Origin of the sequence: Sphaerospermopsis sp. LEGE 00249 (assembly GCF_014299995.1) — a bacterium.
Classification (GTDB): domain Bacteria; phylum Cyanobacteriota; class Cyanobacteriia; order Cyanobacteriales; family Nostocaceae; genus Sphaerospermopsis; species Sphaerospermopsis kisseleviana.
Genome location: NZ_JACJUZ010000011.1, coordinates 49,956 through 66,427, shown reverse-complemented (window position 1 = coordinate 66,427; position 16,472 = coordinate 49,956). Strand labels below are relative to the sequence as shown.

19 protein-coding genes are annotated in these 16,472 nt (G+C 39.4%); 14 read left to right on the top strand and 5 right to left on the bottom strand.

Annotated features, from left to right (window positions below):
- Window positions 1-172 precede the first annotated feature (172 nt).
- Window positions 173-685, bottom strand: a complete 513-nt coding sequence (locus tag H5968_RS06160) for a TIGR02652 family protein (protein ID WP_096572284.1) — start codon at window positions 683-685, stop codon at window positions 173-175.
- Window positions 686-899: 214 nt separating this feature from the next.
- Here H5968_RS06160 and H5968_RS06155 point away from each other — a divergent pair, with 214 nt between their 5' ends.
- From H5968_RS06155 to H5968_RS06145, 3 genes are all read left to right on the top strand, one after another.
- Window positions 900-1,421 (top strand): gamma carbonic anhydrase family protein, encoded by a 522-nt coding sequence (locus tag H5968_RS06155; protein WP_187039211.1) that lies wholly within the window; start codon window positions 900-902, stop codon window positions 1,419-1,421.
- Window positions 1,422-1,578: 157 nt separating this feature from the next.
- Window positions 1,579-1,704, top strand: a complete 126-nt coding sequence (locus H5968_RS06150; RefSeq protein WP_096572282.1) for a photosystem II protein Y — start codon at window positions 1,579-1,581, stop codon at window positions 1,702-1,704.
- Between the two features lie 94 nt (window positions 1,705-1,798).
- Entirely contained in the window at window positions 1,799-3,091 is a 1,293-nt protein-coding gene (locus tag H5968_RS06145; protein ID WP_187039210.1) for a folylpolyglutamate synthase/dihydrofolate synthase family protein, read from the top strand.
- A 28-nt stretch (window positions 3,092-3,119) separates the two neighbouring features.
- Here the strand turns inward: H5968_RS06145 and H5968_RS06140 are convergent, their stop codons facing one another.
- Window positions 3,120-4,418: a sugar ABC transporter substrate-binding protein gene (locus H5968_RS06140; protein ID WP_187039209.1), complete on the bottom strand. Its 1,299-nt coding sequence runs from the start codon at window positions 4,416-4,418 to the stop codon at window positions 3,120-3,122.
- 211 nt (window positions 4,419-4,629) lie between these two features.
- Between H5968_RS06140 and H5968_RS25525 the strand changes: the two genes are divergently transcribed.
- From H5968_RS25525 to H5968_RS06120, 5 genes are all read left to right on the top strand, one after another.
- Window positions 4,630-4,755, top strand: coding sequence for a hypothetical protein (locus tag H5968_RS25525; RefSeq protein WP_255427061.1), 126 nt, complete (start codon window positions 4,630-4,632; stop codon window positions 4,753-4,755).
- A 28-nt stretch (window positions 4,756-4,783) separates the two neighbouring features.
- The gene (gene pilM, locus H5968_RS06135) at window positions 4,784-5,890 is read left to right on the top strand and encodes a type IV pilus biogenesis protein PilM (RefSeq protein ID WP_187039232.1); all 1,107 of its coding nucleotides are present in this window, start codon (window positions 4,784-4,786) and stop codon (window positions 5,888-5,890) included.
- Window positions 5,891-5,894: 4 nt separating this feature from the next.
- Window positions 5,895-6,671 carry a PilN domain-containing protein gene (locus tag H5968_RS06130; protein ID WP_187039208.1) on the top strand — a complete coding sequence of 259 codons (777 nt, stop codon included), beginning with the start codon at window positions 5,895-5,897 and terminating at the stop codon, window positions 6,669-6,671.
- Window positions 6,668-7,444, top strand: a complete 777-nt coding sequence (locus tag H5968_RS06125) for a pilus assembly protein PilO (RefSeq protein ID WP_187039207.1) — start codon at window positions 6,668-6,670, stop codon at window positions 7,442-7,444. The genes H5968_RS06130 and H5968_RS06125 overlap by 4 nt, the downstream gene beginning before the upstream one ends.
- A 126-nt stretch (window positions 7,445-7,570) precedes the next feature.
- Window positions 7,571-10,078, top strand: coding sequence for a type IV pilus secretin family protein (locus H5968_RS06120; protein ID WP_187039206.1), 2,508 nt, complete (start codon window positions 7,571-7,573; stop codon window positions 10,076-10,078).
- Between the two features lie 49 nt (window positions 10,079-10,127).
- Here the strand turns inward: H5968_RS06120 and H5968_RS06115 are convergent, their stop codons facing one another.
- From H5968_RS06115 to H5968_RS06105, 3 genes are read right to left on the bottom strand one after another with little or no spacing between them, the layout of a single operon-like run.
- Complete coding sequence (locus H5968_RS06115; RefSeq protein WP_187039205.1) at window positions 10,128-10,460, bottom strand: XisI protein; 333 nt, start codon at window positions 10,458-10,460, stop codon at window positions 10,128-10,130.
- Window positions 10,451-10,612: an element excision factor XisH family protein gene (locus H5968_RS26070; protein ID WP_187039204.1), complete on the bottom strand. Its 162-nt coding sequence runs from the start codon at window positions 10,610-10,612 to the stop codon at window positions 10,451-10,453. Before H5968_RS26070 ends, H5968_RS06115 begins: the two co-directional genes overlap by 10 nt.
- Window positions 10,554-10,811, bottom strand: coding sequence for a DUF2281 domain-containing protein (locus H5968_RS06105; RefSeq protein ID WP_187039231.1), 258 nt, complete (start codon window positions 10,809-10,811; stop codon window positions 10,554-10,556). The genes H5968_RS26070 and H5968_RS06105 overlap by 59 nt, the downstream gene beginning before the upstream one ends.
- 346 nt (window positions 10,812-11,157) lie before the next feature.
- On the opposite strand from H5968_RS06105, the gene H5968_RS06100 reads away from it, so the two are divergent.
- The 6 genes from H5968_RS06100 to H5968_RS06075 all read left to right on the top strand — a co-directional run bounded on the left by H5968_RS06100 (window position 11,158) and on the right by H5968_RS06075 (window position 16,432).
- Window positions 11,158-11,448, top strand: a complete 291-nt coding sequence (locus H5968_RS06100; RefSeq protein WP_222620581.1) for a DUF1778 domain-containing protein — start codon at window positions 11,158-11,160, stop codon at window positions 11,446-11,448.
- Between the two features lie 2 nt (window positions 11,449-11,450).
- Entirely contained in the window at window positions 11,451-11,951 is a 501-nt protein-coding gene (locus H5968_RS06095; protein ID WP_187039203.1) for a GNAT family N-acetyltransferase, read from the top strand.
- Window positions 11,952-12,493: 542 nt separating this feature from the next.
- A complete protein-coding gene (locus tag H5968_RS06090) occupies window positions 12,494-12,778 on the top strand; it encodes an HU family DNA-binding protein (protein WP_096572272.1) in 285 nt (94 codons plus the stop codon).
- Window positions 12,779-12,804: 26 nt separating this feature from the next.
- Window positions 12,805-13,920, top strand: a complete 1,116-nt coding sequence (cobD, locus tag H5968_RS06085) for a threonine-phosphate decarboxylase CobD (RefSeq protein WP_187039202.1) — start codon at window positions 12,805-12,807, stop codon at window positions 13,918-13,920.
- 139 nt (window positions 13,921-14,059) lie between these two features.
- Window positions 14,060-15,580 carry an NAD(P)/FAD-dependent oxidoreductase gene (locus tag H5968_RS06080; protein ID WP_187039201.1) on the top strand — a complete coding sequence of 507 codons (1,521 nt, stop codon included), beginning with the start codon at window positions 14,060-14,062 and terminating at the stop codon, window positions 15,578-15,580.
- Window positions 15,581-15,856: 276 nt separating this feature from the next.
- A complete protein-coding gene (locus H5968_RS06075; RefSeq protein WP_187039200.1) occupies window positions 15,857-16,432 on the top strand; it encodes a Uma2 family endonuclease in 576 nt (191 codons plus the stop codon).
- Window positions 16,433-16,472: the final 40 nt, after the last annotated feature.

The following is a 16,472-nucleotide window of genomic DNA, read 5'->3' as shown; positions in this document are numbered from 1 at the left end:
TTTTAGATTTTAGATTTTAGATTTTAGATTTTAGATTTTATATAAATATAAATAAATCTGCTGGTAAAAGCTTAGTAGCAAAGCAAAGGGCAAAAGGCAAAAGGCAAGAGATAATAAGAAGATAAATATGCTTACCAATTACCAATTACCAATTACCAATTACCACTAATATCTACTCAAACAACCGGAAATAAGGATAGCGCACAGGTACACCAGGTTCTTTATCCAGATCAAAATTAATCACATCCCAAGATGGATCTTCAGCGGGATCAGGTCCAAACTCCACTGGTAAACCATATAAACGAGCAGTACCAGCTTCCGGTTGTCCAGAACGCCAAGGACTGCTGCGTTCTAAATAACCACTCATTAACTCTTGATAGCGACGGGCAATAATTACCCTTGTAGCCCGATAACCTTGAGTATATAGCTTATCTAAAGCCTCGTGAATTTCAAAGCGAATGCCATCAGGATGAGTATGTTGTCGATACCATTCATTATTCCACCTCCGCCAATGACGACCCGACTGGAGATGTACCAACTCTTCCGTTTTCGGGTTCGCTTCAAAAGCGCCATGACGCGTACATAAATAAGTATCAGTCAACGTCAGCGCCGGAATAGTCTGGCGACAGTGTGGACACTGTATTTCAGGTCCAAATATTGGGTACTGTAAGCCTGGATTCATCATGAAGTGTGTACAAGCATAGTTTTCTTTTTACCAGCACCAATAGGTTGGATTTAACACTTCGGCTCTACTACTTTGAGTGAGTTGCCGCAAAAGCAAATCTCAGCAGTTTTTTCCTTAGCGTACAGACCAAACGGCTGTGGTATCCTGGTTGTGCAACCAGCCTCAAAGGTTGGAGTTTTTCCAGTGTTCCTGGGTACCATATCAATATTCTATCGTGTCTACTGTTTCCTATTGGACATCTCCCGATTTTTCTCAAGCTGCCTTTATCGCAACCAACGCCGTTGTTGTCGGATCAGTCAAGATCGCAGCAGGGGCAAGCATCTGGTATGGTGCAGTAGTGAGGGGGGATGTAGAACGCATTGAAATCGGCGAATGCACAAACATACAGGATGGAGCCATTTTACATGGTGATCCTGGTCTGCCCACCATCTTAGAAGATCATGTTACTATAGGACATCGTGCCGTGGTACATTCTGCCCATATTGAACGGGGGAGTTTAATTGGCATCGGCGCGATAATTTTAAATGGAGTCCGCGTTGGCCATAGTAGCATCATTGGCGCTGGTGCAGTTGTTACCAAAGACATACCCCCATTTTCCCTAGTAGTTGGCATCCCCGCTAAAGTCGTCCGTCAACTCACAGAAACCGAAGCTGCCGAACTCATAGAACACACCCAAAAGTACCACAAATTAGCCCTCGTTCACGCCGGTAAGGGGGATGATATTGGTTTTAGGTAATATTATTCCCAATCACCAGTCCCCAGTCCCCAGTCCCCAGTCACCAACTTCAACATTCTTGACAATGCCCCTTGGAAAAATACCCGACTTCAGATAAAAATAAAAATTGATATCTGTTGACAAAACTTTAATTTCTAGATAACAGAGGTTTCTAAATATGGACATTGATACCCGTGTAGTCATCGTTTTAGCACCATTAGCCATTGCAGCAGGTTGGGCTGCTTTTAATATCGGTGCTGCTGCAATCAGACAAGTGCAAAACTTTTTAAATAAAGAAGCATAATTTAGGTAATGGGTAATGGGTAATAGGTAATGGGTGATAGTTCTCCAATTACCAATTACCAATTACCAATCACCAATTACCAATTACCAATTCTGTGAACATCAACTCCCTACTGCAACCCTTTCAACACTTTGGCGTTAACCTGGGACTCTCCCGCATTGTCAAATTATTGGCAAATCTTGACAATCCCCATCAAAAAGTACCAGTGATTCATGTTGCTGGAACTAATGGTAAAGGTTCTGTTTGCGCTTATCTATCATCTGTTCTCACTGAAGCAGGTTATCGCACAGGAAGATATACTTCACCTCATTTAATAGATTGGCATGAGCGCATTTGTATTAATGAACAACCCATCACTTCAGAAAATCTGTTTCAATTAATACAGCAAGTTCAAGAAGCAATAGATAAAAATGGAGAATCACCGACCCAATTTGAAGTAATTACCGCAGCCGCTTGGTTATATTTTGCACAGCAAAAAGTTGATATAGCCGTGGTAGAAGTGGGATTAGGTGGTCGTTTAGATGCGACTAATGTTTGCGAAAAGCCTTTAGTAACAGTAATAACTTCTATTAGTAGAGAACATTGGCAACAATTAGGACCCACAATATCTGATATTGCCAGAGAGAAAGCGGGGATAATTAAAGCTGGATGTCCTGTAATTATGGGACCTTTACCAGAAGATGCCGAAAAAGTAGTAATATCCCGCAGTTTAGAATTACGAAGTCCGATTTTTACCCCGCAACCAGCAGTAGAAATTAATCCTGGATGGGCAGAATATCAGACAATTGAAAATTCAGGATCAATTAAATATAAATTACCATTAAAAGGGCAAATTCAATTAACAAATTCTGCCTTAGCATTAGCCGCTTTAGAAATATTACAACAACAAGGATGGGAGATTTCTGAACAAGCAATTATTAATGGGATAGAAAAAACCAAATGGCCAGGAAGAATGCAATGGTTTACCTGGAAGAATAAACAGAATAATCACGATTATCAATTATTAATAGATGGCGCACATAACCCAGGATCAGCAGCAGTTTTGAGAAATTATGTAGATAGTCTTACCCCACCCCGCAAGCAGGGAGGGGAGTATAATTCTATAACTTGGGTAATGGGAATGTTAGCGACAAAAGATCATGGTGATATTTTTCAAGAGTTGTTAAAAACAGGAGATAAATTATATTTAGTACCTGTGCCTGATAGTAATTATGCAAATTTAGAAGATTTAAAAAAATTAGCTTTAGAAATTTGTCCAGATTTAGGTTTTTGCAGCATCTATGAAGATGTATTTTTGGCTTTAGATGCTGCTTTCACCTCTTCAGAAAACCTGGTTATTTTATGTGGTTCTCTTTATCTCATCGGCTATTTTCTAGGTAATTCATAATTATCAATTGTCAATTGTCAATTGTCAATTACCTATTATCCCATTGTTGTGCTGCATCTGTGACAGCTTGATCAACTGTTTTTTGTTTTAACATTGCCGCTTGGAGATTTTCATAAATTGCCTTTTGCAACAATTTAAAATCCTTCATTTTGGGAGTTAAAACTTCTGCTTTTTGCATTTGTTCAGCACTGATAATTCTGGCTTTTTCCACAGTAGAAGCATTAGCCGGAACTTCCTGAAAATAACTATCTGATAAAGCTTTGACTGTTGATGGTAAAACATTTGCAGCTTTAGCAAAAGCTAATTGATTTTCGTCATTGGTGACAAATAAAGCAAATTTCACTGCTGCATCAGGATTTTTGGTAGCACGGGGGATGACAATATTCATTACAGCCACATTTTTCTTACCTGTATCACCGGTTATTTGAGGTGCGATCGCCGAAGCTTTAGCAATTTCTGGGGCATTATTAGAAATAGTCTTCAAAAACTCAGGACCAGAAGCTAAAAACGCCGTTTCTCCAGATTGGTATAAATCAATAGCATGACGATGGCCTTGAGTCAATGATTCTTTAGGTAGTAATCCTTTCTGATATAAATCTACCCAATACTGAAAAGCTGCTTTTCCTTGTGGTGTGTTAAAAGCCGCCTTACCCTCAGCATTTACCAAAGTCACACCCATTTGCACAAAAGATTCCAAAACCTCACCAGAATCTTGAGGTACAAAAGTAGCAAAAAAGGCGTATTTACCAGTTTTATCTTTAATTTGTTGCGCCGCTTGTGCTAATTCTGTATAAGTTGCAGGTGGTTTTGTGATACCTGCTTGTTTGAGCAAATCAGTGTTATAAATAGTTAACCTCGTAGTCAGATACCAGGGAATCCCAAAACTTTTACCATTGAGGGTACTAGCTTGCCAAATATTGGGCAAATAGGAAGAACGGACTTCACTAGGGATCTTTGCATCCAAATCTAACCAGGCATTTCTTCCTGCTAGTTGGGAAGCAAAATCTGGGTTAAGGTTAACAACATCTGGGGGCGTTTTTGCGGAGACAGATGTTAAAATCTTGTTCTCCATTGCAGCCCAAGGAACATCCACCCATTTGACTTTGATACTGGGGTTTTGGGATTCAAAAGTCGAAATCAGACTTTGGAAGTAGTTGGTAAATTGGGGTTGGAGTTGCATCGTCCAAAACTCAATGGTGGCGACTCCTGAAGCAGCAGGTTTTGTAGTTGTACTCACATTACCCGTGCTGCAACTGACCACCCAACTAGCTAATAAGCCAAACAAAACCCAAACAGTTAGTTTTTGTAATTTTTGCAATCTGATCATCGTGGTAATATTTTTACGATTAACGAGGGTGATTGGTGATTGGTGATTGGGGACTGGGAAAGAAAATTTTAGATTTTAGATTTTAGATTTTAGATTGGAGTTAACAAAAACAATCCAAAATTCTTGCATCCAAAATCCAAAATAAATAACTCCTGACTCCTGTACGGGCGAAGTAGGGGCGAAGCATTCGGAAAATAACCTGTGATCAAAATTGATAATTTATCGCCCGAATGCTTCGCCCTTACAGGAAAATAGCCTTTTCATAAAATTGATAATTGGTCGCCCGAATGCTTCGCCCCTACGACTCCTGACTCCTTATCATAAATTTTCCATCTAGCAATCTAGCAGGTAAAACTGTGGTTAGCATCTTGAGTAATCTTGGTAATCTCCTTGGTAAATCCAACAAAGGTGTTGGTATTGAACTAGCACCAGATCGAATGAACATAGTTCAAATGCGTAAGCAGCGCCAAGGCTTAAAAATAGAATCTTTGTCAACTTACCCTGTCCCAGAAGGAGTAATTATAGATGGTAAGATTAACGATTCTCCCCGGATGGCGGAAATTATCCAACAGGCAATAGCTGAAAGCAAAATCCAAGCTTCCCGTGTTGCTACTTGTATTCCCGGAAAAGATGCTATTGTGCGTGTGATTCCTGTACCAGCCGAGTTGGATGATAAAGAGTTGCGGGAAATGGTGCTTAACCATGAAGCAGCATTGTATTTACCCTATCCACGAGAAGAAGCTGATGTAGATTATCAAAAATTGGGGTATGTTGTAGACGAGGATGGCATTGAAAAAGTACAAGTGCTTTTGGTTGCCACTCGTAAAGAAGTGACAGATACCTATATTAATACTTTTGCCGAAGCTGGATTAGCAGTTGATGTTTTAGAGATTAACAGTTTTGCTCTGATTAGAACTATTCGGGATCAGTTGCGACTATTCGGACCCCAAGAAGCAGCAGTTTTAGTTGATATTGAATTTGATAGTACAGAAATTGCCATCATTATCAATGGAGTACCACAATTTTCTCGTACTGTGCCTATAGGTACATATCAACTGCAAGCGGCTTTATCTAGGGCAATGAATTTGCCGATATCACGGGAGATGGATATGTTGATGGATATGACTATTCCCGCAAATCCTTTGGATGTAGCTAGAACCGGGCTGACTGGTGCTAATCCTGGTATGAGTCCGATGTTAAAAATACTAGGAGAATTAGCTGATGAATTACGTCGTTCTATAGATTTTTATATCAATCAGAGTGAGGGTTTAGAAGTTGCACAGATTTTACTAGCTGGTATGGGAGGAGGATTGCAACAACTGGATGAATTTTTTACTCAAAGATTAGGTTTTCCTACTACTCAAATAGATCCGATCAGAGATTTATCTTTGGAAGTAGAAGAAGATAAATATCCCCCAGTGCAACGCCCTGGTTTGGGGATAGTTCTTGGTTTAGGAATGCGGGAGGCATAAAAAAATGTACAGCCTAGATATTAATTTTCTCAAAGATCGCTCACCTGCTGAGTTGGATAATAATAAACCTGTTAGACCAAAAGCTGATATCACCGAATATACACCAGCTTTATTGGGAGTCGGTGTGGGTTTGTCTATTCCAGCTTTGGTGTTTGGTGTTTTGTTGTTTTTACAAGCCCAAAATGCAGGATTAGGACAACAAATTGTCAAACTAGAGGAGGAAAGCAAAAACCTAGATGTAAAATTAGCCGATATTCAGAAAATTAAGGAGGAAACAAAAGGCATACAAGAACAAACACAAGCTTTAGTCACAGTATTTGATCAGATTCGTCCTTGGTCAGCAATGTTACAGGATTTACGCGATCGCATTCCCGCCAATGTACAGTTGGAAACCATTAAACAAATTCCACCTGTGATCAAAGCCAAGAACAGTGAAGACGACAGTAACAATGCCGGAGAATTAGAAATTACAGGTTATGCCCGTTCTTTTGCTGATGTCAATGACTTTCTGTTAATTATGGGCAAATCCAAGTTATTTAACCCCGAAGAAAGCAAAATTAGTACAGCGGAATTAGTTGATGCACCTGAGATCACTGGTGCTGTTCCACCTGAGACGAAAACCGAAACGAAATTTAAACCTCCTCAAGTAGTTAAATACACTATTAAAGCTAGTTTAAGTGCTGTACCTGCATCACAATTAATCCGTGATTTAGAACAAAAAGGTACAGTCGGATTAGTTGAAAGAATCCGTAACTTGCAAAAAACAGGAGCCATTAAATGACAGTCAGTGATGATTTAAATTTTTCTAAAAACGCCAATTTTGATGAGGCTGGATCTTCCTATCCTGTTGCCTTTGGTGTTACTTTTACACCCAAAGTAACTGGTGGGGTAGTTGGTGCTATGGGCTTGCTAGGCGCTGTTTATATGATACTAAACATGGTTATGCCAGAGTTTACCAACTTCCAAGACTTGCAAACCAAAAGTAAGGACTTACAAGGACAAGTTGAGCAAAAAAATCTCCAAGCTAAACAAGCAGATAAGTTACTAGGAGAATTAGCTCAGTCTAAGCAACAACAAACCCAAGTTTTAGCTTTATTTGCTAATGAAAAGAGTTTGGATACATTACTTTTGGATACCAGTCGTTTGGTAGATTCCAGTAATGCTACAGCTATGGGCAGTAATGCCATTAAAGCCCAACTCAAAAAGTTTGCACCAGCAGGAGAAAAACCAGAAATAATTATTGATAACAGTTTGGGAGAAAAAGTTAACAACAAACTCAAACGGCAAATTATCAAAGTAGAAATAGAAGGCAATTTTGAACAAACTCAGGCAATCATTCGTAATATTGAGCGATTACAGCCTTTATTACTCGTGCAAAATTATGATTCTAAATTAGTACCACCAGAAAAAGAAGATACAGATGATAAGCAAAAAGGAGTGCGAACAGGAGTCGGCAAAATTTCTACTTCCTTTGACTTAGTGGTATTAATGCCATTAACTGCTGAAGAACAGGCAAAAGCAGCAGCAAAAGCCGCACCACCACCCCAGAAGTAACCCGCAAAAGTCCTGAGTGCTGAGTTGTAACTTGAATGCCAATTCAATGTACAATGGGTTACTTTAAGATAGCCGATTAACAAGTAGATATACAGACTGGTTTTTATTTAAGGTGAGGAATGAACTGTGAAACAAGTTCATAGTAATGTTTTAATTTCTAGCGCGGCTGCTTGTGTGGTTTTAGCAGCACAACCTGTTTTGGCACAGACCACTCAAATTACAGAAGTGAAACTCAATCCCGTTGATGGGGGAATTAGTGTCATTTTAAAGACTTCTTCTGGAAATAAACCCCAGATTTTCACCACTAAAAGAGATAAAGCCTTAGTTGCAGATATTATTAATACGCAACTGCGTTTACCGCAAGGCAAGAGTTTCCGTCAAGAAAACCCAGCACCGGGAATAGCATCTGTAGAAGTTAATCAGTTAGATGCTAATAGTGTCCGTGTTACCGTCATGGGTATTAATAATGCTCCTGCTGGTAAACCAGTAGTCCGTGAAAATAACAATCTAACTCTTGGTTTTACTACCACAGGAGACGCGACAGCAGCAGCACCCACACCAAACACAACCCCAACCACACCGAATACAAACACCACAGCATCAGCACCTCCAACTCCCCCTGGTGGTGCTGTAGAGTTTAGTAAACAGCCTGATGTGTTAGTACCTAACCCAGAAATAACAATTGATGGTAAAAAGGCACAACCAGCAGGACCAAATCAACCTTATAACCTAGCACCTCCCTTTTTACCTAGAGCCGTTGCCCCACCAGTAGGTGATATTACAGTATCTAATATTGATACATCTCCTACTGTGATTGATTTAGGAACACAGGAACGAGTACCGCGTTTGGTGTTGCGAGATGCACCAGTGAGGGAAGTTTTATCACTATTGGCTCGTGCTGCTGGACTTAACCTGGCTTATGTGGGAGCAGAAGGATCAGCACCCACCGAAGGCCAAACCATTAGCCAAACAATTTCTTTAGATATAGAAAATGAACCGGTGCAGGATGTATTTAATTACGTTTTGCGCTTGAGTGGTTTAGAAGCTAATCGCAGTGGGAGGACAATTTTTGTCGGGGCTAAATTGCCTAATTCTACCCGTGATACAGTGATGCGGAGTTTGCGACTCAATCAGGTAACTGTGGGTGTGGCTTTAAACTTTTTGGTAGCTTTGGGTGCGGAAAGTGCTGTAAGCCGTGAAAGATTGGTAACCAGCGTGAATGCTGTACCTGTAGGTGGTGCTGCTAATGCCGACGCAATTACCCAAACTCAGACCACTACAGAAACAAAAATTGAAACTCAACGAGTTGAGTATAAAGATTCAACACCTTTACTGAGAGGTTTACAGGCTTCAGGAGACGAACGGACAAATTCTGTCACTTTAATTGGTTCTCCCAAGTTAGTTGATATGGCAGTGTCTCAATTAACCAAGCTTGATATCCGTCGTCGGCAGGTTGTGGTTAATGTCAAAATTATTGATGTTAACCTTTTGGGTATTCAGGACTATAACAGCAGCTTTTCCTTTGGGATTGGTAATAACTACTTTGCTAGTGACGGTGGTGCGGCAACTTTTAATTTTGGTGGTTCTCGACCTGCTACCAGTAGTGAAGTTGCAAATAGCATCCGTGAAACGCCTGTGATTCAGAACCCTTTTAGAGGTGCTAATACTTTTCTTGATTTAAATAACAGCACTACTATTCCGGGTACTGGGATAGGCAATAGAAGAATTGTGGACGGTGCACTCAACTCTAATATTGAAGGAGGGGCAGCATCATTCTTTAACCGCCGAGCAGGCGTTTCACAAGATCCATTCCAAGCTGGTTTGACAGACTTTACTAGAGGAACACCAGATATAACTACTATTACAAATATTCCTGCCGTTCCTGGTACTCCTGCTGTTTATGATAACCAGGGTAATCTGATTGTTCCTGCTGTTCCTGGTACTCCGGCCAGAACAGTTACCACCTACACACCAGGAAATCCAGGAACAGCAACATCTGCTTTACCTTCTCTGTATCAGTTTCCTAAACGTTTCCTAGCCAGCTTGCAAGCTCAAGTGCAAAGTGGTAATGCCAAGATTTTGACAGATCCCACCTTAATTGTCCAAGAAGGACAGGATGCGGTAGTTAAGTTAACTCAGGAGGTATACGGCGGTATTAGAGTCACCGACACACTGAGAGAACCGATCATCAAGGAAGCAGGGTTAACTCTGGCAGTAAGAGTTGAAAGAATTGATGATAATGGTTTTGTGTCCTTGTCTGTAGCACCTACTGTATCTGCGCCTGGTGGTTCAGCAAGTACGGTTGATGGTACTATCGGCTTGATTACAGGAAGAAGTCTTCAATCTGGTTTATTACGCTTGCGAGATGGTCAAACTCTGATTTTATCAGGTATCATTCAAGACTCAGATCGGACAACTGTAACCAAGCTGCCTATTTTGGGTGATATTCCCCTTCTTGGTTCATTGTTTAGAAGAACAAATAGAGAGAATGAACGTAGAGAGGTAATTGTATTACTCACACCACAGGTAATGGATGACTCGGAGCGTTCTAGCTATGGTTATAACTACAATCCTAGTCCCCAGGTGCGGGAGATGCTTGAGCGTCGGGGGTTGAGAGTTCCTGGTAATCGGTAGACTGTGCAAATACCCGGATTGTTGGATGATTCGGGTATTTCAGGTGTCTTTAATGGATAGCAAATTCTGTAAATTCGCGCATTTCTGGAGAATGAAAACCCAGGACTATATCTTCTTTGGGTACGCCTTGTTCAAGTAGAAGTGTAGCAATTCCTACTTCAGTTCCATCATGCTGTATCCAGATTTTACCGTTTTTAATGTCAATATGGATACTACAACCATGAGTGCGATTATTACCACGCCAACCAGTATGTAACAGAAGATAGTGGTCGTTTTGGGTATCTATAACCGCTTGGACTTCTATTTCTTCCGGTGTAAATCGTCTTTGAGCTTTTTCTAAAATTAGATTCTTAACTATTTGACGATACTCTTCTACTGCCATTTGACAATTATCTCCTGTTTTGGCTCATAAATGAGTAAGTTGATTTGGTTTCTAGCAATTACAGAACGGGTAAAACGTCGCTGAAAAAATGATTTATATTTGCAACGGCATACGGGTATTATGGACAAGTTGCAAGCATTCTCGAATATCATCTCCTGACCAAGAACCCGCAAACTCAAGTAAATCTTCGGCTGTTGAACCCTTCAATGTATCTTCGCTTAAATTTGTTTCCTTGTTCAACTGCTTTTGTGAATGACTGGCTTTTATAAAGCGAATAAAATCTAATGCTTCAGTTAGCAATTCTGGTGGTAAGGACTCTATTTCTTGCACTAATAATTCTTTAGTCATAATTTAGTATTGGGTTTGAATAACTAATATATAGCAGAATCAATGAGAGAAGCAGCGTTGCTAAGATCAAACTTTATCCAGTCCCAATACTTTTCGGTTAAGCCCAAAACAACGAAATAACGTAGGTTGGGTTGAGGAACGAAACCCAACATTTACAAGGGTTTGTTGGGTTTCACTTCGTTCCACCCAACCTACAAAAATCCTTAACCGAACAGTATTGTATCCAGTCTTACGCAAAAATCAGGTCTTTAGTCTAATCTTGCGTAAGTCCTAATAACAATGTATTGACATTGTGTACACGATTATTTATAGTAGACGTAATGGAGTTATTAAAATTCAGGAAACGAAAATGGTAGCTTCCTTTGAAATGGATAATCCTGGACGCAATCAGGTTATTAATATTAGAGTTCAAGAAAAACAGCGTAATTTAATTGATTATGCTGCATCAATTCTTGGTAAAACTCGTTCTGATTTCATGCTAGATGTCGCTTGTAGAGAAGCAGAAAAAGTAATTTGTGATCAAACTTTTTTTGCTTTAGATGAAAAAAAATATCAAGAATTTATTGATATTTTAGATGCACCACCTCAAGCAGACGAGGAACTACGTAAGTTTTTAGCTGCTAAATCACCTTGGGATTAAGAATGGATCAGAGGAAAATAATAGAAGCTCCTCAACCAATTAATTCTAGCCATGATATATCACAATTCAAATCAAAGTCAGAAACTTTAAATAATTGGTTGAAGGAAAAAGCATTTAAAAATGAGGGTGATACTGCTAGAACTTATGTAGTAATTTGTGAAAACAAAGTAATCGGTTATTACTGTTTGGCAAGTGCTGGTGTATATCACTCAGTGGCTATTAGAAAAGTCAAGCAAAATGCACCAGATCCAGTTCCTTGTATGATCGTTGGTAGGTTAGCTGCTGATGAACAATGGGAAGGGCAGGGTATCGGATCTGGTTTATTAAGAGATGCAATTTTTCGGGTTTTACAAGCATCCAAAATTGTCGGCATACGATGTATTTTAGTTCATGCGAAAGATGAAGCAGCTAAACAATTTTATCTAAAACATAAGTTTAAGCCCTCACCGATAGAACCTTTAACATTAATGTTGCCTTTAAAAGATATTGTGACGAACCTTTAATAAGCATAAATGGTTCATGCAACGTCTCTATAAGGCTTTTAAACTTTGTTTTGTGTTTTATTTACCTGACAATTGGGGAGCATCCCAAATGTGTAATTTGATTTTTTGGGAATCTTTGAATTGCTACAAAGTCCTAATATGAATGAACCGCAAAGAACGCAAAGGACACAAAGTTAAGAGGGTTTAAGAGGGTTTTTGGTATTGCTGAGTTGATTTTTTCAAAATTTGGATGCTCTCGAAAATTGCTGTACCCAGTCCCCAGTAAGCATTTATTCCTAAAAATTCGGTGTTTCCAGGGCAACTATGCAGCAAAAAACACAATAAATTCTGAAATCTATATAAATTAATGCTTTCACCTATGCACTTCTGGCTACAACACCTTAGAATGATTCATTGAAAAGTCGAGCCAATCTGATTTACAGGGGTTTTGAGTGTAAATACTCTCAAGGGACGATTTTTGTAATGCTGCCAACAGAGATTTCCGTAAAGATCCGACAAAGTACATCTTGACTAAATCTCAATTAAACCTCAAGGAGTTTGATATGAACAAAGGCGAATTAGTTGATGCAGTGGCGGAAAAAGCCAGTGTGACAAAGAAACAAGCGGATGCGGTGTTAACTGCTGCTATTGAGACAATTATTGAGGCTGTGGCTTCAGGCGATAAAGTCACCCTGGTGGGATTTGGTTCTTTTGAATCACGGGAACGGAAAGCTCGTGAAGGCCGCAACCCCAAAACCAATGAAAAAATGGAAATTCCAGCTACCAAAGTTCCTGCTTTCTCGGCTGGGAAACTCTTTAGAGAAAGAGTAGCACCCCCAAAAGAGTAGGTTCTGTTCTAGGAAGTCTATTTTTGATGCGACAACAGGCACACGGGGGAAATTTAGCTTGGGCAGCGGCGTTAGCTGGCTGTTCCCCGGATGCTATTGTCGATTTTTCTGCCAGTATCAGCCCGTTGGGACCACCAAACAGCGTTATTGCTGCGATCGCTTCCCAATTTGGTAATCTTAAACACTATCCTGACCCAGATTACAGCGAACTCAAACTAGCTCTGGGTCACTTTCATCAATTACCACCTGAGTGGATTCTGCCGGGAAATGGTTCAGCAGAATTACTGACTTTACTAGGTAGGGAATTAGGACAATTAGCGGCAACAATGTTAATGACTCCAGCCTTTGGCGATTATTACCGCACCCTAGCGGCTTATAATGCTAAAGTGCTGGAGTTTCCTATTGATTTGGAGGCAGAAGGCAGGAGGCAGGAGGCAGGAGGCAGAAGGCAGGAGGCAAAAGTTAATATTCTCCCCCTACCTCCCCATCTCCCTATCTCCCCATCTCAGGAGTATGGGTTGCTGCTAAATAATCCACATAACCCAACGGGTAAGCTATTTTTACGGGATGATATTTTGCCTTACCTGAAAGATTTTGCTTTGGTGGTGGTGGATGAGGCGTTTATGGATTTTCTGCCTCCTGATCAGGAACAAAGTTTGATCGGATTGGTACAGGAATATGAGAATTTGGTGATATTGCGATCGCTCACCAAGTTTTACAGTCTACCTGGGTTAAGGTTAGGATATGCGATCGCTCACCCGGACTTGCTCAGAAAATGGCAATCATGGCGAGATCCCTGGCCTGTCAATACCTTAGCTGCTGCTGCTGCGATCGCCGCACTCCAAGATACAGACTTTCAACAACAGACCTGGAAATGGCTGCCACAGGCACGAAATCAATTATTTCAGGGTTTATCGGCAATTAACGGATTAAGACCTCTAGAAGGCGCTGTTAACTACCTCTTGGTAGAGTCTCAACATTCAACTTCTCAGTTACAAGAAAAATTACTTCAGCAATACCAAATTTTAATTCGTGATTGTCGCAGTTTTAAAGAGTTGGGCGATCGCTTTTTCCGTGTCGCTGTCCGTTCCCAATCTGATAACCAACGCCTACTAACAGCCCTTAAATCAGTTATCAGGTGACTGGTGACTGGTGACTGGTGACTGGTGACTGGTGACTGGTGACTGGGAGGATGAATAACCCAATTCCCAATTCCCAATTCCCAATTCCCAATTCCCAATTCCCAATTCCCAATTCCCAATTCCCAATTCCCAATTCCCAATGAAAATTGACTACGATATTGTAATTATTGGTGGTAGTATTACTGGATACCAAGCGGCTTTAGCTGCAACCCAACTACAAGCCAAAGTTGCCTTGGTACAGCCTCAAATACACTATGAATTAAATTATCATTACCCACTCAGCGAACTAAGTAAAATCTCTCAGCAGTGCGTTGATATGAAAACTCTTGGCATTATGACCGAGAGTAAAAACATCAAATCAGATTTTCACCCAAACAAGCCAATTAGCAATACTGGAGTACCAGAAAAATCGCAAATTCCGATCCCTCAACCGACTTGCAGCTATTCTTACCAGCAAGGGATGTTGTATTCTCAAAGTATTGCAGCAAATATTAACCAACTTAATTCTCTTGCTAATTTGTCTGCCCAAGGTGTTGATGTAATTATTGGTAATGGGAAATTTCAAACTTCTCCCAAGCTGAGTTTTGCAGTGAATGACAGAATTTTAAGCGCCCGTACCTATTTACTCGCTTGCGGTTCACGTCCAAAAATTCCCGATATTGAAGGTTTAAACACTATAGGTTATCTCACCTTAGCGAATATTTGGCAATATTTAGAAACACCAAACCCTCCAAAAAATTGGGTAATTATTGGTGGTTTACCCCAAAGTATTGAAATTGCCCAAACTTTAGCTCGTTGGGGTTGCAACATCAATTTAATATTAAATCATCCTAGTGTTTTTTCTTATCTTGACCCAGAAATAAGACAATTATTGATAGCACAATTAGAAGCTGATGGTGTGCGTATTTTTAACCAAACAAGAGTCACCCAAATACGAAAAATTGAAGATCAAAAATGGGTGCAAGCTGGAGATAAAGCTATAGAAACTGAAGAAATTTTAATTGCAACTGGACAACAACCAAACATAGATAATTTAAATTTAGCAGCAGCAGGAGTAAAATGGTATCCAAGGCGTTTAGTTGTGAATAAAAAACTCCAAACCACAAATCATCGCATTTACGCTTGTGGTGATATTCTAGGTGGTTATGATATTGCCAACATTGCCAATTATGAAGCTAAAATTGCTGTGAAAAATGCTCTATTTTTTCCCAGACTTGAAGTTAATTATCGTTGTATTCCTTGGATAATATCTTCTCAACCAATGGTAGCGCAAATAGGGTTAACAGAATTACAAGCAAAAAGAAGATATGGTAAAAATCAAGTTTTAGTTTTTACCAACTATTTCAAAACCTTAACAGCAGCACAAATTAAAAATGAAATTACAGGTATTTGTAAATTAATTATTTTAGAAAATGGTCAAATATTAGGATGTTCTATATTTGGTGTAGAAGCGGGAGAATTAGTAAACTTAGTAGCTTTAGCAATGTCAAAAAATCTGAAAATTGAGAACTTAGAAAATTTAGCTGTTGTTGATCCTAGCTTTTCAGAAATATTACAGCAAACCGCAAGAGAATGGAATAAACAAAAATTAAATAAAAACCACATTGTGCAAGAGTTTTTGCAAAGTTTATTGCATTTTCGCAGAGATTGGAATTTCTAATATTCAACAAAATATTCAACAATAGAAAATTTAAAATTCCCTCTCAAAAGGTTTTATTTGGAATTTACAACCCATTTTGCAAACGCAAAGTTCGTAGTAAGGAATTTATTCCTTACTTGAGGACTGAAGTCCTCACTACGGAACTTAATCTACTTTTGAATTATTTTCTTCCTCTGCGTTCTCTGCGTCTCTGTGTGAGATATAAAAGATGTTGGGTTTCCTCCCGTCAACCCAACGTACTGAGATATAATATCTAATATTCAACAGGTAAGAATCATGACTTCTGTAACCTTACAAATCCCAAAATCATTAAAATTCACAGATGATGAATTTGTAGAAATAGTTGCAGCTAACAAAGATTTACGCTTAGAATTATCACATCAAGGGGAATTAATAGTTATGTCACCAACCGGAGGAGAAACAGGAGAAAGAAACTTAGAATTAACTGGACAAGTTTGGTTTTGGAACAGAACACATAAATTAGGAAAAGCATTTGATTCTTCCACAGGTTTTAAATTACCTCTTGGTGGTACTCGTTCCCCTGATGTATCTTGGATAAAAATAGAAAGATGGAATGCACTGACACCAGAACAAAGAAAAAAGTTTTTACCTTTATGTCCTGATTTTGTGATTGAATTAGTTTCTGAAAGTGACGATTTAGCTGATACCCAAGCCAAAATGCGGGAATATATTAATAATGGATTGCGTTTAGGTTGGTTGTTAAATCCTAAAGATAAACAAGTAGAAATATATCGTCAAAATCAAGCAGTAGAAATATTAGAAAATCCTCAAAGTTTATCTGGGGAAGATGTGTTACCAGGTTTTATTTTAGATTTACAACCCATTTTTTAAACGCAGATGCACACAGATAAACGCGGATGATTTTATCAAT